The sequence below is a fragment of the Paracoccus denitrificans genome (genome assembly GCF_900100045.1).
Lineage (GTDB): Bacteria > Pseudomonadota > Alphaproteobacteria > Rhodobacterales > Rhodobacteraceae > Paracoccus > Paracoccus denitrificans.
In genome coordinates this window covers 132160-153022 of the sequence record NZ_FNEA01000008.1, presented here as the reverse complement: position 1 = coordinate 153022, position 20863 = coordinate 132160, and the positions used below count along the sequence as shown (strand labels likewise).

General features: G+C 63.5%; 24 protein-coding genes. 3 read left to right on the top strand and 21 right to left on the bottom strand.

Annotation, left to right across the window (positions count from 1 at the left end; all coding sequences use genetic code 11):
* Positions 1-28 precede the first annotated feature (28 nt).
* From BLT64_RS08960 to rph, 14 genes are all read right to left on the bottom strand, one after another.
* A complete protein-coding gene (locus tag BLT64_RS08960) occupies positions 29-559 on the bottom strand; it encodes a PQQ-dependent catabolism-associated CXXCW motif protein (protein WP_011746373.1) in 531 nt (176 codons plus the stop codon).
* Entirely contained in the window at positions 556-1368 is an 813-nt protein-coding gene (locus BLT64_RS08955) for a substrate-binding domain-containing protein (protein WP_011746372.1), read from the bottom strand. The genes BLT64_RS08960 and BLT64_RS08955 overlap by 4 nt, the downstream gene beginning before the upstream one ends.
* Positions 1365-2045, bottom strand: a complete 681-nt coding sequence (locus BLT64_RS08950; protein WP_011746371.1) for a c-type cytochrome, methanol metabolism-related — start codon at positions 2043-2045, stop codon at positions 1365-1367. The genes BLT64_RS08955 and BLT64_RS08950 overlap by 4 nt, the downstream gene beginning before the upstream one ends.
* A 101-nt stretch (positions 2046-2146) precedes the next feature.
* Positions 2147-3949: a methanol/ethanol family PQQ-dependent dehydrogenase gene (locus BLT64_RS08945; RefSeq protein ID WP_011746370.1), complete on the bottom strand. Its 1803-nt coding sequence runs from the start codon at positions 3947-3949 to the stop codon at positions 2147-2149.
* 199 nt (positions 3950-4148) lie between these two features.
* On the bottom strand, positions 4149-4988 hold the full coding sequence (gene fghA, locus BLT64_RS08940; protein WP_011746369.1) for an S-formylglutathione hydrolase: 840 nt from the start codon (positions 4986-4988) through the stop codon (positions 4149-4151).
* Positions 4985-5506: a GNAT family N-acetyltransferase gene (locus BLT64_RS08935; RefSeq protein ID WP_011746368.1), complete on the bottom strand. Its 522-nt coding sequence runs from the start codon at positions 5504-5506 to the stop codon at positions 4985-4987. The genes fghA and BLT64_RS08935 overlap by 4 nt, the downstream gene beginning before the upstream one ends.
* Positions 5503-6138, bottom strand: a complete 636-nt coding sequence (locus BLT64_RS08930; protein WP_011746367.1) for an ATP-dependent Clp protease proteolytic subunit — start codon at positions 6136-6138, stop codon at positions 5503-5505. The genes BLT64_RS08935 and BLT64_RS08930 overlap by 4 nt, the downstream gene beginning before the upstream one ends.
* Before the next feature lie 75 nt (positions 6139-6213).
* A complete protein-coding gene (locus tag BLT64_RS08925) occupies positions 6214-7341 on the bottom strand; it encodes an S-(hydroxymethyl)glutathione dehydrogenase/class III alcohol dehydrogenase (RefSeq protein WP_011746366.1) in 1128 nt (375 codons plus the stop codon).
* A gap of 103 nt (positions 7342-7444) precedes the next feature.
* Positions 7445-8029 carry an S-(hydroxymethyl)glutathione synthase gene (gene gfa / locus BLT64_RS08920; RefSeq protein WP_011746365.1) on the bottom strand — a complete coding sequence of 195 codons (585 nt, stop codon included), beginning with the start codon at positions 8027-8029 and terminating at the stop codon, positions 7445-7447.
* A gap of 90 nt (positions 8030-8119) precedes the next feature.
* On the bottom strand, positions 8120-8473 hold the full coding sequence (locus BLT64_RS08915) for a YbaN family protein (RefSeq protein ID WP_011746364.1): 354 nt from the start codon (positions 8471-8473) through the stop codon (positions 8120-8122).
* A 1-nt stretch (position 8474) separates the two neighbouring features.
* Positions 8475-9659, bottom strand: a complete 1185-nt coding sequence (gene hemW, locus BLT64_RS08910) for a radical SAM family heme chaperone HemW (RefSeq protein ID WP_011746363.1) — start codon at positions 9657-9659, stop codon at positions 8475-8477.
* Between the two features lie 8 nt (positions 9660-9667).
* A complete protein-coding gene (locus BLT64_RS08905) occupies positions 9668-10042 on the bottom strand; it encodes a RidA family protein (protein ID WP_011746362.1) in 375 nt (124 codons plus the stop codon).
* The gene (rdgB, locus tag BLT64_RS08900) at positions 10035-10640 is read right to left on the bottom strand and encodes an RdgB/HAM1 family non-canonical purine NTP pyrophosphatase (RefSeq protein WP_011746361.1); all 606 of its coding nucleotides are present in this window, start codon (positions 10638-10640) and stop codon (positions 10035-10037) included. Before rdgB ends, BLT64_RS08905 begins: the two co-directional genes overlap by 8 nt.
* Positions 10628-11350, bottom strand: a complete 723-nt coding sequence (gene rph, locus BLT64_RS08895; protein WP_041530003.1) for a ribonuclease PH — start codon at positions 11348-11350, stop codon at positions 10628-10630. Before rph ends, rdgB begins: the two co-directional genes overlap by 13 nt.
* An 85-nt stretch (positions 11351-11435) precedes the next feature.
* Between rph and hrcA the strand changes: the two genes are divergently transcribed.
* Together hrcA and BLT64_RS08885 are read left to right on the top strand one after the other, a co-directional pair.
* Positions 11436-12491 carry a heat-inducible transcriptional repressor HrcA gene (hrcA, locus tag BLT64_RS08890; RefSeq protein ID WP_011746359.1) on the top strand — a complete coding sequence of 352 codons (1056 nt, stop codon included), beginning with the start codon at positions 11436-11438 and terminating at the stop codon, positions 12489-12491.
* Positions 12492-12498: 7 nt separating this feature from the next.
* Positions 12499-13038, top strand: coding sequence for a nucleotide exchange factor GrpE (locus BLT64_RS08885; RefSeq protein ID WP_011746358.1), 540 nt, complete (start codon positions 12499-12501; stop codon positions 13036-13038).
* Between the two features lie 130 nt (positions 13039-13168).
* On the opposite strand, the gene BLT64_RS08880 is transcribed toward BLT64_RS08885, so the two are convergent.
* The 7 genes from BLT64_RS08880 to BLT64_RS08850 form a co-directional block, all read right to left on the bottom strand.
* Entirely contained in the window at positions 13169-14047 is an 879-nt protein-coding gene (locus BLT64_RS08880) for a ParB/RepB/Spo0J family partition protein (RefSeq protein ID WP_011746357.1), read from the bottom strand.
* Positions 14048-14056: 9 nt separating this feature from the next.
* Positions 14057-14833, bottom strand: coding sequence for a ParA family protein (locus BLT64_RS08875; RefSeq protein WP_011746356.1), 777 nt, complete (start codon positions 14831-14833; stop codon positions 14057-14059).
* The gene (rsmG, locus tag BLT64_RS08870) at positions 14826-15407 is read right to left on the bottom strand and encodes a 16S rRNA (guanine(527)-N(7))-methyltransferase RsmG (protein ID WP_011746355.1); all 582 of its coding nucleotides are present in this window, start codon (positions 15405-15407) and stop codon (positions 14826-14828) included. The genes BLT64_RS08875 and rsmG overlap by 8 nt, the downstream gene beginning before the upstream one ends.
* Positions 15407-17266 (bottom strand): tRNA uridine-5-carboxymethylaminomethyl(34) synthesis enzyme MnmG, encoded by a 1860-nt coding sequence (gene mnmG / locus BLT64_RS08865; RefSeq protein ID WP_011746354.1) that lies wholly within the window; start codon positions 17264-17266, stop codon positions 15407-15409. Before mnmG ends, rsmG begins: the two co-directional genes overlap by 1 nt.
* Before the next feature lie 8 nt (positions 17267-17274).
* Positions 17275-18534, bottom strand: coding sequence for a tRNA uridine-5-carboxymethylaminomethyl(34) synthesis GTPase MnmE (gene mnmE / locus BLT64_RS08860; RefSeq protein WP_011746353.1), 1260 nt, complete (start codon positions 18532-18534; stop codon positions 17275-17277).
* Between the two features lie 16 nt (positions 18535-18550).
* Positions 18551-19822, bottom strand: coding sequence for a transcription termination factor Rho (rho, locus tag BLT64_RS08855; RefSeq protein ID WP_041529676.1), 1272 nt, complete (start codon positions 19820-19822; stop codon positions 18551-18553).
* Between the two features lie 125 nt (positions 19823-19947).
* On the bottom strand, positions 19948-20394 hold the full coding sequence (locus BLT64_RS08850; RefSeq protein WP_011746351.1) for a CopD family protein: 447 nt from the start codon (positions 20392-20394) through the stop codon (positions 19948-19950).
* Between BLT64_RS08850 and BLT64_RS26285 the strand changes: the two genes are divergently transcribed.
* Entirely contained in the window at positions 20393-20614 is a 222-nt protein-coding gene (locus BLT64_RS26285) for a hypothetical protein (RefSeq protein WP_128492962.1), read from the top strand. The genes BLT64_RS08850 and BLT64_RS26285 overlap by 2 nt on opposite strands.
* The last annotated feature ends 249 nt before the right edge of the window (positions 20615-20863 follow it).

Here is a 20863-nt window from a genome sequence, read left to right as displayed (position 1 = left end):
ATCCGCCGCCTGCCGGCCTCTTGACGAGTCATGGGCCGGCAGGGCTGGCAGGTTCCAGGGAACCGCCCTGCTCTTGCCAGCCCTCGACCCCGTCGGGAAACCAGATCACGCCGCGATAGCCCAGCGCCACGGCGCGCTTGGCGGCATTCCAGCTCATCCAGCAGTCGCGCTTGCAAAAGATCACCATGGGCGCAGCCCTGTCGCCCCCCGACAGCCGTGCCAGCCCCTCGGCCAGCCGCGCCTGTTCCGCCGGGGCCAGCCGGTCATATCCGGTATCGTAAAGCCAGGCCGCGCCGGGAATGGACAGATGCGGCGGTTCGTTCCAAAACGTGCCTTCGGGCAAGCCCTCGGGCCGGGCGGTGCGGGGCAGAACGTCGATAAAGGGCACGCCTTGCGCATGCAGCCGCATCGCCTCGGCCGCATCGATCACCTGCGCGCCGGCCAGGGTGGCCGGGGTCTCGGACCGATAGGGCTCGCCATGAAAGCTTGGCGGCTCGGGCACTTGGGCCTGGGCCGCGCCGGCCAGAACCACAGCCAGCGCCGCCCAAGCCCATCTCATTGTTTCAAAGCCTTGCCGTAATCGTCCAGCAGCGGCACCCCGGCATCGCGCAGGATGGCGTCGATCTCGTCCTGGTGGCGGCGGATCAGGCTGTTCAGCTCGCGCTTCCATTCCTGCTCGCCCAAGCGCACGCCCATGGTGATGCGATAGAACATGCGCGGCCCGCCGCTTTCCTTGAGAAGCGGGGTGAATTGCAGTTCAGGATCCTGCTTGACCAGCGGTCCGGCCAGCGGACCCCAGATCACCGCGGCAGCCAGTTCGCCCGACTTCACCTGCGCAAGCATGTCGCCCACCGGGTCCTCGACCCGGCGATCCACGAACAGGTCCCAGCCGCGCATGTTCTTGGCCAGCCCCGCCCGCGCCAGGTTGCTTGCAGGCGGCGTGCCCGCCACCACGCCGATAGGATGGCCACCGAGCGCCGGATCATCCAGCGCCTCGACCGAGGCCAGCGGGCTGTCATTGCGCGTCACGATGCCATAGGCCGAGGTGTAGTAATGATTGGTATTCTGCACCATCTCGTCGCCCTGGGCATAGCCGATGACGACATCGCACAGCCCGGCGCGCAGGGTCTTGCGGATGAAGCCGGGACCCTGCGGGAACCAGGTATAGGCGACCGGCACGCCCAGCTTTTCGGCGAAAAGCTGGGCGATGCGGTTCTCGAAGCCCTTGCCGTCCTGGGACGACATCGGCACCGCGGCGGGATCGGCACAGACCCGGAACTCGGTCTTGGAGCGCAGGTCGGCAACCTGCGCCAAGGCGGGCAGCACGGCGCAGGTCGCCAGGACGGCAAGGGTAAGGGCGCGTCTCATCCGCTCATGCAGGAATCTTCCTGCGCAACGAATTCATCGGACTTGTCCTCTCTCTTCGCCGGGCGGCCGCGCGGCAAGTCTCCCGTGCCCCGCGCCAGCAGATAGGCATAGATGTCGTCGATATAGCACCAGACGTTCTTGTTGGTGCCAAAGGCCGGCATGACCAGATTGGCGGCGGTGTTGACCTCTTGCTTGCCCGAGGCGGCGATCTCCAGGAAATCGTAATAGCCCATGGTCAGCACCGATTTCCGCAGGGCCGGGGCATAGGTCGAACCCTCGCCATCCGGGCCGTGGCAGACATGGCATTCGGCGGAATAGCGGCGATAGCCCGAGAAGGTCGCCCAATCCACCGCGCCGTCCTCGGCGATCTTGTAGGTCGGGATATCCTCGGCCGTATACCACCGGCCGTTCTCCATATGGTCCGGGGTGATGTCCTGGCCGTTCGGCAGCACAAGCTTGCCGTCCGTTGCGGCGACCGCTGGCGTCTCCTCCTCCTCTTCGGCGGGCGCTTCCGCGGCCGGTTGCTGCTGCGCATCGCCCGAGACGGCGGCGGCAGCGCCTGCCCCGGCCTGGGCCGGGGGCGTTTCGGCGGTCTGCGCAAGGGCCGTTCCGGCGATGGCAGAGGCCGCGCATGCGACACAGATCGCCAAAAGACTGGCGGTCGTCTTGCTGGTCATGAATTTCCTCCCTGGCTGTCACCCGAAGATGATGGCGCGCCCCAAGGTTACCCCTGGGGCGCCCAGTTTCGAGTCACAGTTTGCTTTCCGGCACCAAAGTATTAGCCCGGCAGTTCGAACACGGTCAGCTGGCCGCCCAGCTCGGTATATTGCGACAGCGAGGCATAGCCGCCCACCGCGCCAAGCCCATCGTTGGGATTGGTCAGGCCCGCGGCAAGGCCGATCCCGGCCCAGCCGCCGACACCCGACAGGATGCCGACATACTGCTTGCCGCCATGTTCGTAGGTCATCACGTTGCCGATGATGCCCGAGGGGGTCTTGAACTTGTAAAGCTCCTCGCCCGTCTGGGCATCGACGGCCTTCAGATAGCCCTCCAACGTGCCGTAGAAGACCACGTCGCCCGCCGTAGCCAAAGCGCCCGACCAGACCGAGAACTGCTCGGGAACGGACCACTTGATCTCGCCCGTGGTGTTGTCCCAGGCGATGAAGTTGCCCATGCCGCCATGGCTGTTCGGCGCGGGATACATGGACAGCGTGGCGCCGACATAGGGCTGGCCGGCGGTATAGGCCACCCGGAACGGCTCGTAATCCATGCAGACGTGGTTCGTCGGCACATAGAACAGGTTGGTCTTGGGCGAGAAGGCCGCCGGCTGCTGGTCCTTGGTGCCCAGTGCCGCAGGGCAGACGCCGGTGGTGTTCTCGTCCTCGCCGTTCTGGGCGGTCGAGTATTCGGCCACCACGGCCGGACGGCCATAGGTTTCCGAATTCGGGTCCATGTCGACGCCGGTGGTCCAGTTCACCACCGGATCGTATTTCTCGGCCACCAGCAACTCGCCGGTCTCGCGATCCATCGTATAGGCCAGGCCGTTGCGGTCGAAATGGGTCAGCAGCTTGCGCTCTTGCCCGTCGACGGTCTGGTTGGTCAGGATCATCTCGTTGACGCCGTCATAGTCCCATTCGTCATGGGGCGTCATCTGATAGAACCACTTGGCCATGCCGGTATCGGCATCCCGCGCCATGATCGTCATCGACCACTTGTTGTCGCCCGGCCGCTGCGAGGGGTTCCAGGTCGAGGGGTTGCCGGTGCCGTAATAGACCAGGTTCAGGTCCGGGTCATACGAGAACCAGCCCCAGATCGTGCCGCCGCCGATCTGCCACTGATCGCCTTCCCAGCTGTTGAGCGAGCTGTCGGCGCCGATGGGCTTGCCCAGATGCGTGGTCGTTTCGGGATCGACCAGCAACTCCTCGTCCGGGCCGGTGGACCAGGCTTTCCAGGCCTCGCTGCCATCGGTGAGGTTCAGCGCGGTCATCCGGCCGCGCACGCCGTATTCGCCGCCCGAGATGCCGACCAGGACCTTGTCCTTGACCGGAACGACGGTGGCGGTCAGCGTCTCGCCGATGCCCGGGTCGCCGATCTTGGTCGACCATTTCACCTCGCCGCTCGTGGCGTCCAGGGCCACGACCGTGGTGTCGGCCTGGCCCAGCAGGATCATGCCGTCCGCATAGGAAAGGCCGCGATAGACCGTGTCGCAGCACATCACCGCAATGACGTTCGGATCCTGCTGCGGTTCATAGCGCCACAGGATCTTGCCGTTGTCGTTCAGGTCCAGCGCAAACACCCGGTTCGGAAAGGGGGTGTGGACATACATGACATCGCCGATCACCAGCGGCGAGCCTTCGTGTCCGCGCAGCACCCCGGTCGAGAAGGTCCAGGCGACGCGCAGATCCTTGACGTTGTCCTTGTTGATCTGGTCCAGGGTCGAATATCGCGTGTTCGCGTAATCGCCCATCTGGATCGCCCATTGCTGGGGCTTGGCGATCTCGGCCAGCACGCTGTCATTGGCCAGCGCCGCAGTGCCGGACATGAGCAGCGCAAGGCAGGCGCCATTCATTAGGTTTTTCATGAATTTTCCTCCGCATGCCGGTGGTCGCGCCTCTCCTCATGCGCAAGCACCTACTGCTGGAAGGTTCGGGTCCGGCCGCATTTGCGTCAACGCGGCCGGCAGGCTCCTTGGACCAAAGTATTAGGGAAATTCGGCAATAGGTATGGGGCAATCGCCCTGCCCCCACCCTGCCCCGTGTCCGTTGGCCGGTCCCGGCCGCCTAGCCCAGCCGCTCCGCGTGCCAGCGGATATGGTCGGCCATGAAGCTTTGCACGAAGAAATAGCTGTGATCGTAGCCCTGCTGCATGCGGAAGGTGCCGGGCTGGCGGCGTTCGGCCATGGCATGGGCCAGCGCCTCGGGCTTCAGAAGATCGAGGAACTGGTCGCTCGCGCCCTGGTCGATCAGCACCTCGCCGGGATAGCCCTTTTCGCGCATCAGGATGGTCGAATCATGCCTTTTCCATGCCGCCTTGTCGTCGCCCAGATAGGCGGCGAACTGTTTGCGCCCCCAGTCGGATTCGCTGGGATGCGCGATCGGCGCAAAGGCCGAGACCGAGCGATAGCGCTCCGGGAAGGTCATGGCGATGGTCAGCGCACCGTGCCCGCCCATGGAATGGCCGGTGATGCCCTGCGCCTCGCGGTCCAGCGGGAAGTTGTTGAAGACCAGCTCGGGCAGTTCATGGGTGACATAGTGCCACATCCTGAAATGCGGCGCCCAGGGCGCCTCGGTCGCATCGACATAGAAGCCGGCGCCCTGGCCCAGGTCGTAGGTCTCGTCGTTGGCCACGCCTTCGCCGCGCGGCGAGGTGTCGGGAAAGATCACCGCGATGCCGTATTCCGCCGCCCATTCCTGTGCGCCGGCCTTGGTCATGGCATTTTCATGCGTGCAGGTCAGGCCCGAAAGATACCACAGCACCGGCACCTTGCCGTGCCGGGCATCGGGCGGCAGGTAGATGGCAAAGGTCATCGGCGTGCCGGTCGCCTGGGACTGGTGGCGATAGACGCCCTGGATACCGCCGAAGCTGCGGTTTTCCGATACGGTTTCATAGGCCAGCGTCATGGGTTCTTCCCTTCTGTCAAGTCGTGGAACATGACCAGCGCATCCACATAGCCATGCCGGGGATGAAGAAATGCAGCCGGCAGGCGGCCGACAATATCGAAACCGGCTTTCTGCCACGAATGAACGGCATCGGCATTGGTCGAGACGACGAAGTTGAACTGCATCGCCCGGAAACCCTGCGCCCGCGCCCAATCCTTGGCATGGCCGACCAGTTCGCGGGCGATACCATGGCCACGCGCATCCGGGTGGGTGGCAAAGCTGGCATTGGCGACATGGCTTGCGGGGCCGGGCCGGTTGCGGCCGACATGGCTGGTGCCCAGCACTCGCCCGTCCAGCTCGGCCACGAAAACCGTGAAAGGCGCGGCGAACCAGTCGGCCAGCGCCTCGTCCCGCGAGATGTCGGGCGGGATGCAATAGGTCTCGCCCGCCCGATAGACGGGCTCCAGGATCGCCCAGATCGCCTGATGGTCGTCGGGCGTGGCGGGACGGATCAGGATGCCTGTCCCGCCCGCGCTCATTTCAGCTCGTCCACCGAGCGGATGACCTTGCCCAGGAGGCCGTAGTCCAGCGCCTCTTGCGTGTTCAGCCAGAAGTCGCGCTGGGTGTCCTTTTCGATCCGCTCGACCGGCTGGCCGGTGGCCTCGGCAAAGATCTGGTTCAGCCGGTCGCGCATCAGCCGCACCTGCTCGGCCTGGATCATCATGTCCGTGGACGTGCCGCCGATCCCGCCCGAGGGCTGGTGGATCAGGAAGCGGGTGTTGGGCAGGCAATAGCGGTTTTCCTTGTCCGCGCCGACAAAGATCAGCGCGCCGGCCGAGGCGACCCAGCCCGAGCCGATGGTGCGCACGGTCGGGCGGATGAACTTTATCACGTCATGGATCATGTCGCCGGATTCGACATGGCCGCCGGGCGACGAGATCAGCATGTTGATCGGCTCGTCGCTGTCCTCGGCCAGGGCCAGCAGATGCGCCACGGTGCGCTGCGCCAGCTTGTCGGTGATCGGCCCGGCAACGATCACCGTGCGCGACTTGAAATAGAGCTTGCCGATCTTGTCGCCCTCGGGCAGGCCGAGCCCCTCGTCCTTAGACCCTTCCTGGCGGCGCTCGTCGTCATCGTCGTCATCGTCGTCCAGGTGGAAATGCTTTGCCATGATCGGTCCTTTCATGTTGACGGCGGGGCCGGTCGCCCGCCCCCGCCGTCCTTTTAACTAAGCAGCCCTTGACGATCAGTAAAGGACGACCGAGCGGATGGATTCGCCCGCATGCATCAGGTCGAAGCCCTTGTTGATGTCGTCCAGCGACAGGGTGTGGGTGATCATCGGGTCGATCTCGATCTTGCCGTCCATATACCAGTCGACGATCTGCGGCACGTCGGTGCGGCCGCGGGCACCGCCGAAGGCCGTGCCCTTCCAGACCCGGCCGGTGACCAGCTGGAACGGGCGGGTGCTGATCTCGGCCCCCGCCGGCGCCACGCCGATGATGATCGACTGGCCCCAGCCGCGATGGGTGCATTCCAGCGCGTCGCGCATCACCTTGACGTTGCCGGTGCAGTCGAAGCTGTAATCCGCGCCGCCGATCTGGTCGAAGGGCGTCTTGGTCAGGTTCACGATCTCCTGCACCACGTTCTCGCAATTCTTCGGGTTGATGAAATGCGTCATGCCGAAATGCTCGGCCATCGGCTTCTTGTCGTCGTTCAGATCGACGCCGATGATCATGTCCGCGCCGGCCAGGCGCAGCCCCTGCAGCACGTTCAGCCCAATGCCGCCCAGGCCGAAGACCACCGCCTTGGCGCCGATTTCCACCTTGGCGGTGTTGATCACCGCGCCGATGCCGGTAGTGACGCCGCAGCCGATATAGCAGATCTTGTCGAAGGGCGCGTCCTCGCGCACCTTGGCCACCGCGATTTCCGGCAGCACGGTGTAGTTCGAGAAGGTCGAGCAGCCCATGTAATGAAAGATCGGCGTGCCGTCGAGCATGCTGAACCGGCTGGTTCCGTCCGGCATCAGGCCCTGACCCTGGGTGGCGCGAATGGCGGTGCAAAGGTTGGTCTTGCCCGACAGGCAGGACGCGCATTGCCGGCACTCGGGCGTGTAGAGCGGGATGACATGATCGCCCGGCTTGACCGAGGTAACGCCCGGGCCGACCTCGACCACGACGCCCGCGCCCTCATGGCCCAGGATCGAGGGGAAGAGCCCCTCGGGATCGGCGCCCGACAGGGTGAATTCGTCGGTGTGGCAGATGCCGGTGGCCTTGATCTCGACCATCACCTCGCCGGCCTTCGGGCCTTCCAGGTTGACCTCCATCACTTCCAGCGGTTTGCCAGCCTCAAGGGCCACGGCGGCACGGGTTCTCATCTTGTCTTCTCCTTCATGTCGGCCCTGGGCCTGTTGTGCTTCTCATGGCCTCGGGGGCCGGTAAACCGACCCCCGCCGTTTATCGTCGTGACCTGTCAGGCGCTCAGGCCGCAAGAGCGCCGGACCGTTTCGCGATATGGGTGGCGATCGCATCCATCAGCGGCGGCGAAAGCGCATCATAGGGCTCCAGCCCCAGTTCGCGCAATCTGGCGCGGATCGCCTCCATGCGGCTGGGATCGACCCCCGATTCGATGATCGAGCTGACGAAGGCCGCAAATTCCGGCGCCGACCAGCCGTCCTCGTCGGAAAGCTCGGTATGGACGAAATCCAGCCCGTAGAAGGGATGGTCCCTGTTCTCGATCCGGCCATACATGTGCACGCCGCAATCCCGGCAGCGATGGCGCTGGATCGGGGCCTCGGCATTGACGATTTCGAGCTTTTCGGCGCCTTCCAGCACTTCGAGCGCATCGCGGCCCACCACCGCCACCTGCGAAAAGATCGCGCCCTCGGGCTTCCAGCATTTCGTGCAGCCGCAGACATGGTTGTGGGCGGTCTGCGCCCGGACCGCGACCCGGACCGGGTTGGTGCTGCACTTGCAATGCAGCGTGCCGCCCGCGAACCCGGGCTGGGCCGGCTTGATGCCGTTGTCGACTGCGGGGTGGATCTTCACCCCCGATGTATCCACCATGGTCCCGTTCCTCCCCTCAGACCTATGCGCCGAGGTTCGCGCCATGGCAGGGCCGGAACAAGTGGGCAAAAGGTTGTAATCCCTGCCGGCTCAGATCTCGGGGCGGGTCACCAGCCAGGCGGCGATGGCGGTGCAGGCCAATGCCTGCGCAGCGATGAAGCGCGGATCAAGGCCCAGCCAGACCGCCCATGCGACGCCGGCCGACATGCCGGCGACGGCCCAGATCTTGGCCCCGCGGCCGATGACGCCGCGCTTGCGCCAGGCGCGGATCGGCGGGCCGAATTGCGGGTGGCGCATGATGCGTGCGCCCAGCCGGGGAGACGAGCGCATGAAGGCCCAGACCGCAAGCAGCAGGAACGGCACGGTCGGCAGGACCGGCACGAAGACCCCGATCACGCCCAGCGTCAAGGTCAGCCAGCCCATGGAGAACCAGAGATATCGCATCTTACTCCGCCAGTTCGCGCAGGATCGCATTGAGCACGGGCCGCCCCGCCGCCGTCGCCGCCAGACGGTCGCCCCGCAGCGAGATAAGCCCCAGCTCGGCCAGATTCATCAGCCGATCCTGCGGCAATTCGGCGCCATGCGCCAGATAGCGCGGGACATCCAGCCCCTCGACCAGCCGCATGGACATCAGCAGGTATTCCAGCGCCCTGTCGGAAAGGCCCAGCATCTCGCGCTGGCTGTCGCCGTTGCCGCGCGCCTCGACCGCCTCCAGCCACGCGCCCGGTGCAAGATGCGCCTCGGTCGCCCAGCGGCCCGAGGGCAGCGTCAGCCGGCCATGCGCGCCCGGACCCACGGCGGCCCAATCCCCCTGCCGCCAGTAGATCAGGTTGTGCCGGCTTTCGGCACCGGGCCGGGCGTGGTTCGAGATTTCATAGGTCGGCATCCCGGCCGCCGCGCAGATCTCTTGCGTGTCCAGATACATGTCCGCGGACAGATCGTCGTCGGGCAGGCCCTTGAGCCCGCCTTTCGCGTGCCGGGCGCCAAAGGCTGTGCCGGGCTCGATGGTCAGCTGATAGGCCGAGAGGTGATCGACGGCCATGCCGAGCGCCTCGCCCAGCTCGCGCCGCCAATGGGCGCGATCCTGGTCCTGGCGCGCATAGATCAGGTCGAAGCTGACCCGCGTGAAACAATCCCGGGCGATGTCGAAGGCCGCACGGGCCTCGCCCGCCGAATGCATCCGGCCCAGCCGGCGCAGGTCGTCGTCGTTCAGCGCCTGCACGCCCATCGAGACGCGGTTGACGCCCGCATCCGCATAGGCGCGAAAGCGGCCGGTCTCGACGCTGGTCGGGTTGGCCTCCAGCGTGATCTCGATGTCATTGGCAAAGGGCCATGCGGCGCGTGCCGCCTCGATCACACCGGCGACCGTCTCGGGTGCCATCAGGCTGGGCGTGCCGCCGCCGAAAAAGATGCTGTTCAGCACCCGGCCCGGCGTTTCGCGCCCCAGCCGCGCGATCTCGGCGCGATAGGCGGCCAGCCAGCGGCCCTGCTCGATCGCCGCCGCGACATGGCTGTTGAAATCGCAATAGGGGCATTTCGCGGCGCAGAACGGCCAATGGACGTAAAGCCCGAATCCGCCCGCCCGCCAATCCTCGGCAAGGGGCGCGGTGCTGGCGGCTGGGGCTGGCATGGGCTGGTTCATTCCCGATAGGCGGTCACTTCGATCTCGACCTTCATTTCGGGTCGGATGAGCCCGGCGACAACCATGGTCGCGGCCGGTAACGCATCCTTCATCGCCTCGCCCAGCACCGGGGCGATTTCATCGACCAAGGCCGGGTCGGTGATGGTGTATTGCACCCGCACGATATCCGATGCCGCGAAACCCGCCTCGGCCAGCGTGGCGAAGATGGTGGCAAGGGCGTTGCGCGCCTGTTCGGCGGCGCTGTCGGGCATGGCCATGGCCGCATAGTCATAACCCGTCGTGCCCGAGACGAAGCACCACGGCCCCTTCACCACGGCCCGGCTGTAGCCAAGCGCGGATTCGAAGGGCGAGCCGGTCGAGATCCTACGCAAAGAGCGTCTCCAGCTTGCGAAAGGCGCGGGCGCGGTGGCTGATGGCGTTCTTCTGCTCGGACGGCATCTCGGCATAGGTCACATCGTGGCCGTCGGGCACGAAGATCGGGTCGTAGCCATGGCCATGCGCACCGCGCGGCGGCCAGACCAGGCGACCGGGTGCCACGCCCTCGAAGATCTCCTCATGCCCATCGGGCCAGAGCAGGATCAGCGTGGCACGGAACTGGGCGGTGCGAGGCTCGGGGGCGCCGCGCTCGTCCAGTTCGGTCCAGGTGCGGGTCATGGCCTGCATGAAGTCACGGCCATTCGGCGTCTCTGCCCAGTCCGCGGTATAAACGCCGGGCGCACCGTCCAGCCCGTCCACCGTGATGCCGCTGTCATCGGCCAGCACCGGCAAGCCGGTCGCCTGCATGGCGGCGCGAGCCTTGATGCGGGCATTGCCGATGAAGCTCGACTCGGTCTCGGCCGGTTCGGGCAGGCCCATCTCGCCGGCCGAGGTCACCTCGATGCCATGCGGGGCCATCATGGCGCGGATCTCGTCCAGCTTGCCCTTGTTATGCGTGGCGACCAGCAGCTTTCTTTCGGTCAGCCTGCGCATGCCACGGCCTCGTTCTGGGCGCGGACCAGTTCGGCGATGCCGGCTTCGGCCAGATCGAGCAACTGGTTCATCTCGGGACGCGAGAAGGTGGCACCCTCGGCCGACATCTGCACCTCGATCAGCCGCCCTGCCCCGGTCATGATGAAATTGCCGTCGGTGCCGGCCTCGCTGTCCTCGGCATAGTCCAGGTCCAGGATCGGCTGCCCGGCATAGATGCCGCAGGACACGGCAGCGACATGGTCCATGATCGGATCGGCGGTGACGATGCCGGCCTTGAGCAGCTTGTTCATCGCCAGCCGCAGCGCCACCCAGCCGCCGGTGATCGCGGCGCAGCGGGTGCCGCCATCGGCCTGGATCACGTCGCAATCGACGACGATCTGCCGCTCGCCCAGGGCCCGGCGGTCCACCCCGGCACGCAGCGCACGGCCGATCAGGCGCTGGATTTCCTGGGTGCGGCCGGATTGCTTGCCGGCCGCCGCCTCGCGCCGGTTGCGGGTGTTGGTCGCGCGCGGCAGCATGCCATATTCTGCCGTCACCCAGCCCTGGCCCGACCCTTTCAGGAAGGGCGGCGCCTTCTCCTCGATGCTGGCCGAACACAGCACGCGGGTGTCGCCGCAAGAGATCAGGCAAGAGCCCTCGGCATGGCGCATGATGCCCGTTTCGATTGAAATCGGGCGCATATCACTTAAATTCCGGCCAGAGGGGCGCATCATTCATTCCTTTCGGGGGTTTTGCCGTCCAAATACAGGTCCGAAGCCCTAGACCGCAACCCGAGAACGTCCTGACAGATTGCCCATGCTAGAAACCGCGCTGCTTTCCGATCTCAACGACCGCTCACGCGAGGTTTTCCGCCGCGTGGTCGAAGCCTATCTCGCCACCGGCGAGCCGGTCGGCTCACGCACGCTGACCCGGGAAATGTCCGAGAAGCTCAGCGCCGCGACGATTCGCAACGTGATGCAGGACCTGGAGCTTCTGGGTCTTCTGGATCACCCGCATATCTCGGCCGGGCGCATGCCGACGCAATTGGGGCTGCGGCTGTTCGTGGACGGGCTGATGGAGGCCGGGCCGGTCTCGTCCAGCGACCGCGAGATGATCGAGGAAACCCTGGGCGACGACAATCGCGATACCGGCGTCATGCTGGACCGGGTCAGCACGGCGCTGTCGGCCCTGACCCGGGGCGCCTCGCTGGTGCTGATGCCCAAGCAGGAGGCGCCGGTGCGGCATATCGAATTCGTCAGCCTGGCCCCCGACAGGTCGCTGGTCGTGCTGGTCTTTGCCGATGGCCGGGTCGAAAATCGGGTCTTTACCCCCCCACCCGGTCATACGGCCAGTTCCATGCGCGAGGCGGCGAACTTTCTGAACGCCGTGGCCGAGGGCCGGACCCTGGCCGAGCTGCGGCGCAGCGTCGCACATGAGATCGAGGCGAGCCGTCAGAAGCTGGACAGTGTGGCGGCCCAGCTGGTCTCTTCGGGCCTGGCGCAATGGGAGGGGGAAAGCAGCGATCCGCGGCTTATCGTGCGCGGCCGCGCCAATCTTCTGGCGCATGAGCTGGCCGATCTCGACCGGATCCGCACCTTGTTCGACGATCTGGAACGCAAGCGCGACATCGCCGAGTTCCTGGAACTGGCCGAACAGGGCGAGGGCGTGCGCATTTTCATCGGTTCCGAGAACAAGCTTTTTTCACTTTCCGGTTCCTCTCTCGTCGTTTCGCCCTATATGAATGCCGACCGAAAGATTGTTGGCGCGGTCGGCGTCATCGGTCCGACGCGGCTGAACTATGGCCGCATCGTGCCGATCGTGGACTATACTGCGCAGCTTGTCGGCCGGTTGATCTCTGGCCGGAAAGGATGATGAGGACATGACGAACGAAAACCCGAACGGCAGCCCGCTGGATGAGGAAATCATCGACCCGCCGGCCGATGAGGTGCCCTCGCCCGAAGTCGAGGCGCTGATCGCCGAACGGGACGAATATCGCGACCGCTTCATGCGCGCGCTGGCCGATGCCGAGAACGCCCGCAAGAGGGCCGAAAAGGATCGCCGCGATGCCGAGCAATATGGCGGCTCGCGCCTGGCGCGCGACCTGCTGCCGGTGCATGACGCACTGACCCGCGCGCTGGAAGCCGCCAGCGAGGATCAGCGCGCCGCCGCCGCGCTGATCGAGGGCGTCGAATTGACCCTGCGCGAATTGAACAACGTTTTCGCAAAGCATGGCATCAAGGTCATCACCCCGGCCCCGGGCGAGAAATTCGATCCCCAGCAGCACGAGGCGATGTTCGAGGCCCCCGTGCCCGGCACGGTTGCCGGCAGCATCATCCAGGTCATGGATAACGGCTTCATGCTGCACGACCGACTGCTGCGCCCGGCCAAGGTCGGCGTCAGCTCGACCCCCGCAAGCTGAGCCGGTTACAGCGAGATACCCGGCAGCACAAAGCCCCGGAGTGATCCTCCGGGGCTTTTTCTTGGTGGCCAGTGGCGATGATACCAGCTTTTCTAGTGTCTTTTTGCTTGAACTATACTAGATGTGGTGTTCAGTCGCCGGCAAGGATCTGGCAAAGACGATCAAGCTGATCAAGGTCGCGATAGGTGATCACAAGCTGGCCACCGTCGGTCCCGGAATGGTTGATCGCCACCTTCATCTTGAGATGCGCGGTCAAATCGCCTTCCAGCGCGCGGGTGTCGGCATCCTTTTCCTGGCTGGCGCTCCTGGATTTCTGCGCCTTGGGGCCTTCGGCTTGGCGACGCACCAGTTCTTCAGTCTCGCGCACGGAAAGGTTCTTCTCGATCACCTTGCGCGCAAGCTCGACGGCATTGGATGCGGTAATCAGCGCCCGGGCATGGCCGGCAGTCAGCTTGCCTTCCTTGAGCCAGGCCTGCACCTGCTCCGGCAGGTTCAGCAGCCGCAGCAGGTTGGCGATATGGCTGCGGCTCTTGTTAAGCGCCTCGCCCAGCTTTTCCTGGGTGTGGCCGAACCTGTCCATGAGCTGGCGATAAGAAGCCGCCTCCTCGATCGCGTTCAGGTCGGCACGCTGGATGTTCTCGACAATGGCGACTTCCAGCACTTCCGTATCGTTCAGATCGCGAACGATGACCGGCACCTCATGGAGCTGGGCGATCTGAGCGGCACGCCAACGGCGCTCGCCAGCAACGATCTGGTAAAGGCCGCGATCGGTCGGATGCGGGCGCACGATCAACGGCTGCAGCATGCCGCGAGTCTTTAGCGAATCGGCAAGCTCCTGCAACGCTTCAGGGGCAAAACTGCGGCGAGGCTGATCCGGGTTCGGCGTCAGCTGTTCGACCGGAAGGATCTGCCGGGGCGCGGGACGCTCGGAAGGAATCAGATCCACATCGGCCATCAACGCCGACAATCCACGGCCCAGACCGCGCTTTTCAAGCTTGTTCTCTGCCATGATTCCTCCTCAGGCGGTCGCGAGTTGACGGGACAGGAACTCCCTTGCCAGATCGCGATAGGCGTGGCTTCCCTTGGAGTTCGGATCATATTGCAGCACCGGCATGGCATGCGATGGCGCCTCGGACAGCCGCACATTGCGCGGAATCACCGTGCGATAGACCAGGCCGGAAAGCGTGCTGCGCGCATCCGCCTCGACTTGCTGAGACAGGTTGTTACGATTGTCGGACATGGTCAGCAGCACGCCCTCGATGCGCAAATCGGGATTTGCGGTTTGCCGCACCTCGCGCACCGTCATCAACAGCTGCGAAAGCCCCTCCAGCGCATAAAACTCGGCTTGCAGCGGCACCAGGACGCTGTCAGACGCCACCATGGCGTTCACCGTAAGAAGGCCAAGCGCCGGCGGACAATCGATCAGAATATAGTCGAATTCCGAAGGAGCCGACAGTTTCCGGCGCAAAAGCTGGGTCCGACCGGGCCGGTTGGAGAGCTCAAAATCCGCCGAGGCAAGGTCGCGGTTCGACGGCACGACGCGGAGATTGGCAATCGCCGTGTCGCGCAGCGTTTCCTGCAATGCGCGCTCCCCGGTCAGCAGGTCATAGGACGTCAGCTCGCGTTCTTCCAACGGCACGCCCAAACCAGTGGAGGCATTGCCCTGCGGGTCAAGGTCAATGATAGCGACGCGCTGACCTTGTTCGGCCAAGGCCGCGCCAAGATTGATTGCCGTGGTAGTCTTTCCGACCCCACCCTTCTGGTTTGCAACAGCAATGATGCGTGTGTCAGGCATGGCGGAGTCCCGTGATTTCCAGAATGGCCGCGTCAGGATCTGTCGCGCTTTGGTGGGTTTTCAGGTCGAACTTCCAATCGCTTTGCGCCTGAGAAACCTCGGCTTGCCAGTTTCGGCCTTTCATCAGCCATGCTGTTCCAGACGGGCTCAGGTGCCGCTCTACATATGCCATGAGCTGCGGAAGCGGAGCAAGGGCTCTTGCACTGAGATTGGCGGCATCGAGCCGATCCAAAGCCTCGATGCGTTTGCACAGCACCTTTGCGTGCGGCAGTGCCAGCTCGCGAATGGCATTGCGCAAGAATGCCCCCTTGCGCTGGTCGCTTTCCACCATGGACAGCTCCAGATCAGGCCGCATGATCGCGACCACGATGCCGGGAAGCCCGCCACCGCTGCCCAGATCGACCCAGCTTCCTTGTGCATTCTTCGCGATCTCGACCAGATGCAAACTGTCAGCGATATGACGCGCCTCGATCTGATCAATTGTCGAAGCAGCAATCAGATTGATGGCCGGATTCCATTTCCGCAGCAGCCCGGCATAAGTCGCGAGGCGTTCTGTTTCACGTGAAACACTCATCAGGCGCTGCGGCGATTGCCGGCACGGATCACGGCGAGGATCAAGGTCAGCGCAGCCGGGGTCATCCCCTCGATATTCGCAGCGGCAGCCAGCGTCGCCGGGCGATGTTGGTTCAGCTTGAATTTGAGTTCGTTGGACAGGCCAGAAAGCGCGTCGTAATCAAACTCGGCTGGTATGGCTACTGCCTCTTCCTTTCGGAGCAGCTCGGCATCCTTGCCCTGACGGTCCGTATACTGATGATAAAGCGCATCTGTGGCCAACTGGCGGATGATGGCGGGATCTTGCAATACAAGCTGATCATCCAGTGCAAGGACTTGATCTTGCGGTATTTCCTGCTGAGCCAGCAGAGCAAACAGGCTGCGTCGAGCCCCATCGTGACGCACCTCGATCCCCGAACGGGAAAGCTCCGTCGGAGTAAAGGATACGGACTCGGCACGGTCCCGCGCCGCAGTATAGCGCCGCATCTTTTCAGAGAATGCCGCTCTGCGCTCCTGGCCGACACAGCCAATATCGATACCAAAAGGCGTCAAACGCTGATCAGCGTTATCCGCCCGAAGCGAGAGCCGGAATTCGGCACGCGATGTGAACATGCGATAGGGCTCGCTGACACCGCGCGTGGTGAGATCATCGATCATCACCCCGATATAGCTTTGCGACCGGCTGAAATGCAACGCCTCGCGGCCTTGCGCCTTCAATGCCGCATTGAGACCAGCGACCAGCCCTTGCGCCGCCGCCTCTTCATAACCCGTCGTGCCGTTGATCTGCCCGGCCAGGAACAGCCCTGACAAATTCTTGACCTCCAGCGACGCAGCCAAGGCACGCGGGTCGACATAGTCATATTCCACCGCATAGCCCGGCTGCGCGATCTGCGCCCGCTCGAGACCGCGGATTGAACGGACGTAAGCGAGTTGGATATCTTCCGGCAAAGACGTCGAAATCCCGTTTGGATAGACAAGATCGCTATCCAGACCTTCCGGCTCCAGGAAGATCTGATGCGATTCCTTGTCGGCAAAACGGACGACCTTGTCCTCAATCGAAGGGCAGTATCGCGGTCCCACGCCATCGATCCGCCCCCCATACATCGCTGATCGCGCAAGGTTTTCGCGAATTATTCGGTGTGTGTCGGGGTTGGTATGCGTGATCGCGCAGCTGACTTGCGGAGCTTCCGGCACCGTATTCAGGTAAGAGAACATCACCGGTTCTTCATCACCCGGCTGCTGATGCAGGCTCTCCCAATCGATGCTCTGCCGCAGAATGCGCGGAGGCGTTCCGGTCTTCAACCTCCCCAGCGGCAGGTTCAACGGACGAAGCGAAGCGGCCAAGGTCACGGAGGTGGACCCGCCCCAGCGGCCTGCTTGGCGGCTGATTTCCCCTATGTGAATCAAACCGTTCAGGAATGTTCCGGTGGTCAGGATGATCTGCCGCGCCTGCAATTCGCTATCATCGGCCAGCCGCAAGCCGGTGACTTGGCCACGCTCATGCAGTAATTCGGCAGCCTCGCCCAGGATCAGAGACAGACCGTCCTGTCCGGCCACTATCTTCGCCGCAGCCGAACGATAAAGCTTGCGATCCGCCTGTGCACGAGGCCCTTGCACGGCAGGACCCTTGCGTCGGTTCAAAAGCCGAAACTGAATGCCGGCGGTATCGGCGAGTTTCCCCATGACTCCATCGAGCGCGTCGATTTCTCGGACCAGATGGCCCTTTCCCAGCCCCCCGATCGCAGGGTTGCAGGACATGGTGCCGATATCGTCGCGGTGCAACGTGACCAGCGCGGTTTTCACACCCATGCGGGCCGCAGCCATGGCCGCTTCCACGCCGGCATGGCCTCCACCAATCACGATTACGTCGAATTGTTTCACGTGGAACCTTACTTTCCGATACAGAAGGAACTGAAGATCTCGTCCAGATAATCCTCAGCCCCGACCCGCCCAACCATCATCGCCAACGCTTGCGCTGCCTGCCGCAAGGCTTCTGCCAGAAACTCCGGTGCCAAGCTGTCGTCAATCGCCAAAGCCGCCACCGCGCGCTGCAAGGCCTCTGCCTGCCGCTTGTGCCCAACCAACCCTGAATCGGCAGCCCTGACTCGCAGGCGATCATAGACCAAATCCAGAAGCTCCGCGACCCCTTCCCCGGTCAGGCCGGAAATGGCAGTTTCCTCGCCCCGGCCCAGATCCGCCTTGGAACGGACGATAATATCGCCCAGCACCAAGGTTTCTTCAGGAACGCCATCGACCGACAAATGGATGCGCAGATCCGCTTCCGCAGCCCGTTGCACAGCTCGTGCAACCCCCATCGCCTCTACCGGATCACTGCTCTCGCGCAGACCGGCCGTATCCAGGAAGGTTACCGGCAAGCCACGCAAATCCGTATGCAATTCAAGGATATCCCGCGTGGTCCCCGCAATCTCTGAAACCAGCGCGATTTCCCTTTGGCCGATCCGGTTCAGCAAAGTCGATTTCCCGGCATTCGGCGGTCCAATGATGGCCACTTCATAGCCCTGGCGCAGCCGTTCGGTGGCCGGATAGCTTGCCAACATCCCCTGGATATCGCTGCGGACCGCTTTTATCAGGTCCAACGCCTCTTCAGGAACCTCATCGGGCACTTCCTCATCGGCAAAATCGATGCTGGCCTCGATCAATGCGCCGGCGCGGATCAGTTTGGACCGCAGCTCGTCGGCTTTGCGTCCCAACTCGCCTTCCGTCGCTCGCATGGCAAGCTTGCGCTGTGCCTCGGTCTCGGCTGAAAGCAGGTCAGCCAGACCTTCGGCTTCGGCCAGATCGATGCGACCGTTGAGGAAGGCGCGCTTGGTAAATTCGCCTGCTTCGGCGCGCCGCAATCCCCTTGCCAGCAACGCCTGCGACAGTCGGCTGGCGATGACGGGCGCGCCATGCAGATGCAGTTCGGCCACTTCCTCGCCGGTAAAGCTGTGACCTTCCGCAAACCATATCACCAGCGCGCGGTCGATCAGGTCGTCGCCATCCCGCAACGCCCGCAACGCCGCCATCCGGGGCGTTGCAACTGGTCCAGCCAGGGATTCCAGTGTCGCATGCGCCTTCGGTCCGCTGAGGCGGACAACGGAAACGCCCCCTCGACCGGGCGGGGTCGCCTCGGCAAAGATCGTATCCACCGCATCCTCCGCGCCGTCAGGCGTTCATCGAATCGAAGAATTCGCCATTGGTCTTGGTCTGCTTCAGCTTCGAGATCAGGAATTCGATGGCATCCGTGGTCCCCATCGGGTTCAGGATGCGCCGCAGCAGATAGGTCTTTTGCAGATCCTTGGCATCGACCAGCAATTCTTCTTTGCGGGTGCCGGACTTGAGAATATCCATGGCCGGGAACACGCGCTTGTCGGCCACCTTGCGATCCAGCACGATCTCGCTGTTGCCGGTGCCCTTGAATTCCTCGAAGATCACCTCATCCATACGCGAGCCGGTATCGATCAGCGCCGTAGCGATGATGGTCAGCGAACCGCCCTCTTCGATATTCCGGGCCGCGCCAAAGAATCGCTTCGGACGCTGCAAGGCATTCGCGTCGACACCGCCGGTCAGGACCTTGCCCGAACTAGGCACCACGGTGTTGAAGGCTCTACCAAGTCTTGTGATAGAATCCAGAAGAATCACAACATCTCGTTTATGTTCGACAAGGCGCTTGGCCTTCTCGATCACCATCTCCGACACGGCGACGTGCCGGCTGGCCGGTTCGTCGAAGGTCGAGGAAATCACCTCGCCTTTCACGGAACGCTGCATATCGGTCACCTCTTCCGGCCGCTCGTCGATCAGCAGCACGATCAGATAGCATTCCGGGTGATTTTTCTCGATCGAATGGGCGATGTTCTGCAGCAACACCGTCTTGCCGGTGCGCGGCGGCGCCACGATCAACGAACGCTGGCCCTTGCCGATCGGCGCCACCAGGTCGATGATCCGGGCCGAACGGTCCTTGATGGTCGGATCCTCGATCTCCATCTTCAGGCGTTCGTTCGGATAAAGCGGCGTCAGGTTGTCGAAGGCGACCTTGTGGCGGGCTTTCTCGGGATTCTCGAAGTTGATCTTCTCGACCTTGGTCAGGGCGAAATACCGTTCGTTCTCGCCCGGGGCGCGGATCACGCCCTCGACCGTGTCGCCGGTGCGCAGGCTGTGCTGGCGGATCATGTCGGGGCTGACATAGATGTCGTCGGGCCCTGGCAGATAGTTCGCCTCGGGCGAGCGCAGGAAGCCGAAACCGTCCTGGACAACCTCCAGCACGCCGTCGCCGCCGATCTCGAAGCCTTCCTCGGCATGCTCCTTGAGGATCGAGAACATCATCTCGCCCTTGCGCATGGTCGAGGCGTTCTCGATTTCCCACTCCTCGGCCATGGCCAGCAGGTCGGCCGGGCTCTTGGCCTTGAGATCGGACAGGTTGAGGCGTTCTTCGGTCATGTCTAGCCTATGGGCGCGCACTATCCGACGCATGATCGGTCCGCGCAGAAAACTGTGTCAGGAAAAACCCCACCGGACGGCGGTTGCGGGTCACATAGGCAGAATCCGGGCGCGAGTCAATTCTTCTAGAATTTCACGATCACCGACAGCACGATCAGGACCATGAGAAGGGTCGGAACCTCGTTCATCATGCGATAGCGCCGGCCGCTTAGCCCCTGGCCAAGCAGAAGCGCCTTGCGCTGGCCGGCCAGCCACATGTGAAACCAGGTCATTCCCAGCACCCCGGCTGCCTTGGTCCAGGGCCAGATCATCGTCCAGTCCACGATGCCAGGCGTCAGCACCAGCGCAAGACCTGCGATCCATGTGACGATCATCGCCGGATTCATGATCAGGCGCAGCAACTTGTCTTCCATGATCCGAAAGGATTGCACCGGCTCTTGCCCAAGATGGCCGCGTTCGGCGTGATAGACGAACAGCCGGGGCAGATAGAACAGTCCAGCCATCCAGGAAAGCACCGCCATGACATGCAAGGCTTTGATCCAGGGATAAGCGAGCGGCAGGAAATCGGTCATGTCACACCTCCGGCGCACCTTCTCTCTATCAAAAAGAAATAAAGATAAAGATAAGGATGTTGTTGTGGTTGGCCCTGTGGATGACGGGAAACCCCCGTTTCACGACAAAATTCCCCAGCTGGCGGCATTTGGGGAAAAAACGTGCGCTAAAGATCTGTTATTGAAAAAACGTCAAGGAAACAGCGGTATAGCTGGAATGCACCTGTGGATAAGTTTGTGAAAATTTTTCTTTTCCACAGCTTGTGGGCTGTTTCTGACAGGTTTTGGACATGTGGAGAAACCGGCTTCGTTCATGCTCTGTCCTCTCATCGGATCTGGAGGGCAGGAGGAAGGGGCGCAATCTCCACAGATCCCGCCCCCTGAGTCGCCCCGGCTTATCCACAGGGTTATGCGCGCGGGGTCTCCCCGCGACCGGACGGAGGCCGTCCGTCCCGGGAATAGTCCCTTGAAAGACTCCCGGGGAAAGGGT

What these genes read in the sequence shown, in the direction of transcription:
- hemW (WP_011746363.1), bottom strand. Translation starts at nt 9,659, where the DNA reads ATGCCAGCCCCAGCCGCCAGCACCGCGCCCCTTGCCGAGGATTGGCGG.
- BLT64_RS08875 (WP_011746356.1), bottom strand. Translation starts at nt 14,833, where the DNA reads ATGCCTGACACACGCATCATTGCTGTTGCAAACCAGAAGGGTGGGGTC.
- BLT64_RS08915 (WP_011746364.1), bottom strand. Translation starts at nt 8,473, where the DNA reads ATGCGATATCTCTGGTTCTCCATGGGCTGGCTGACCTTGACGCTGGGC.
- BLT64_RS08935 (WP_011746368.1), bottom strand. Translation starts at nt 5,506, where the DNA reads ATGAGCGCGGGCGGGACAGGCATCCTGATCCGTCCCGCCACGCCCGAC.
- BLT64_RS26285 (WP_128492962.1), top strand. Translation starts at nt 20,393, where the DNA reads ATGTCACACCTCCGGCGCACCTTCTCTCTATCAAAAAGAAATAAAGAT.
- rdgB (WP_011746361.1), bottom strand. Translation starts at nt 10,640, where the DNA reads ATGCGCAGGCTGACCGAAAGAAAGCTGCTGGTCGCCACGCATAACAAG.
- hrcA (WP_011746359.1), top strand. Translation starts at nt 11,436, where the DNA reads ATGCTAGAAACCGCGCTGCTTTCCGATCTCAACGACCGCTCACGCGAG.
- BLT64_RS08950 (WP_011746371.1), bottom strand. Translation starts at nt 2,045, where the DNA reads ATGACCAGCAAGACGACCGCCAGTCTTTTGGCGATCTGTGTCGCATGC.
- gfa (WP_011746365.1), bottom strand. Translation starts at nt 8,029, where the DNA reads ATGGTGGATACATCGGGGGTGAAGATCCACCCCGCAGTCGACAACGGC.
- BLT64_RS08930 (WP_011746367.1), bottom strand. Translation starts at nt 6,138, where the DNA reads ATGGCAAAGCATTTCCACCTGGACGACGATGACGACGATGACGACGAG.
- rsmG (WP_011746355.1), bottom strand. Translation starts at nt 15,407, where the DNA reads ATGAGTGTTTCACGTGAAACAGAACGCCTCGCGACTTATGCCGGGCTG.
- fghA (WP_011746369.1), bottom strand. Translation starts at nt 4,988, where the DNA reads ATGACGCTGGCCTATGAAACCGTATCGGAAAACCGCAGCTTCGGCGGT.
- BLT64_RS08850 (WP_011746351.1), bottom strand. Translation starts at nt 20,394, where the DNA reads ATGACCGATTTCCTGCCGCTCGCTTATCCCTGGATCAAAGCCTTGCAT.
- BLT64_RS08960 (WP_011746373.1), bottom strand. Translation starts at nt 559, where the DNA reads ATGAGATGGGCTTGGGCGGCGCTGGCTGTGGTTCTGGCCGGCGCGGCC.
- rho (WP_041529676.1), bottom strand. Translation starts at nt 19,822, where the DNA reads ATGACCGAAGAACGCCTCAACCTGTCCGATCTCAAGGCCAAGAGCCCG.
- BLT64_RS08885 (WP_011746358.1), top strand. Translation starts at nt 12,499, where the DNA reads ATGACGAACGAAAACCCGAACGGCAGCCCGCTGGATGAGGAAATCATC.
- BLT64_RS08925 (WP_011746366.1), bottom strand. Translation starts at nt 7,341, where the DNA reads ATGAGAACCCGTGCCGCCGTGGCCCTTGAGGCTGGCAAACCGCTGGAA.
- BLT64_RS08880 (WP_011746357.1), bottom strand. Translation starts at nt 14,047, where the DNA reads ATGGCAGAGAACAAGCTTGAAAAGCGCGGTCTGGGCCGTGGATTGTCG.
- rph (WP_041530003.1), bottom strand. Translation starts at nt 11,350, where the DNA reads ATGCGCCCCTCTGGCCGGAATTTAAGTGATATGCGCCCGATTTCAATC.
- BLT64_RS08955 (WP_011746372.1), bottom strand. Translation starts at nt 1,368, where the DNA reads ATGAGACGCGCCCTTACCCTTGCCGTCCTGGCGACCTGCGCCGTGCTG.
- BLT64_RS08945 (WP_011746370.1), bottom strand. Translation starts at nt 3,949, where the DNA reads ATGAAAAACCTAATGAATGGCGCCTGCCTTGCGCTGCTCATGTCCGGC.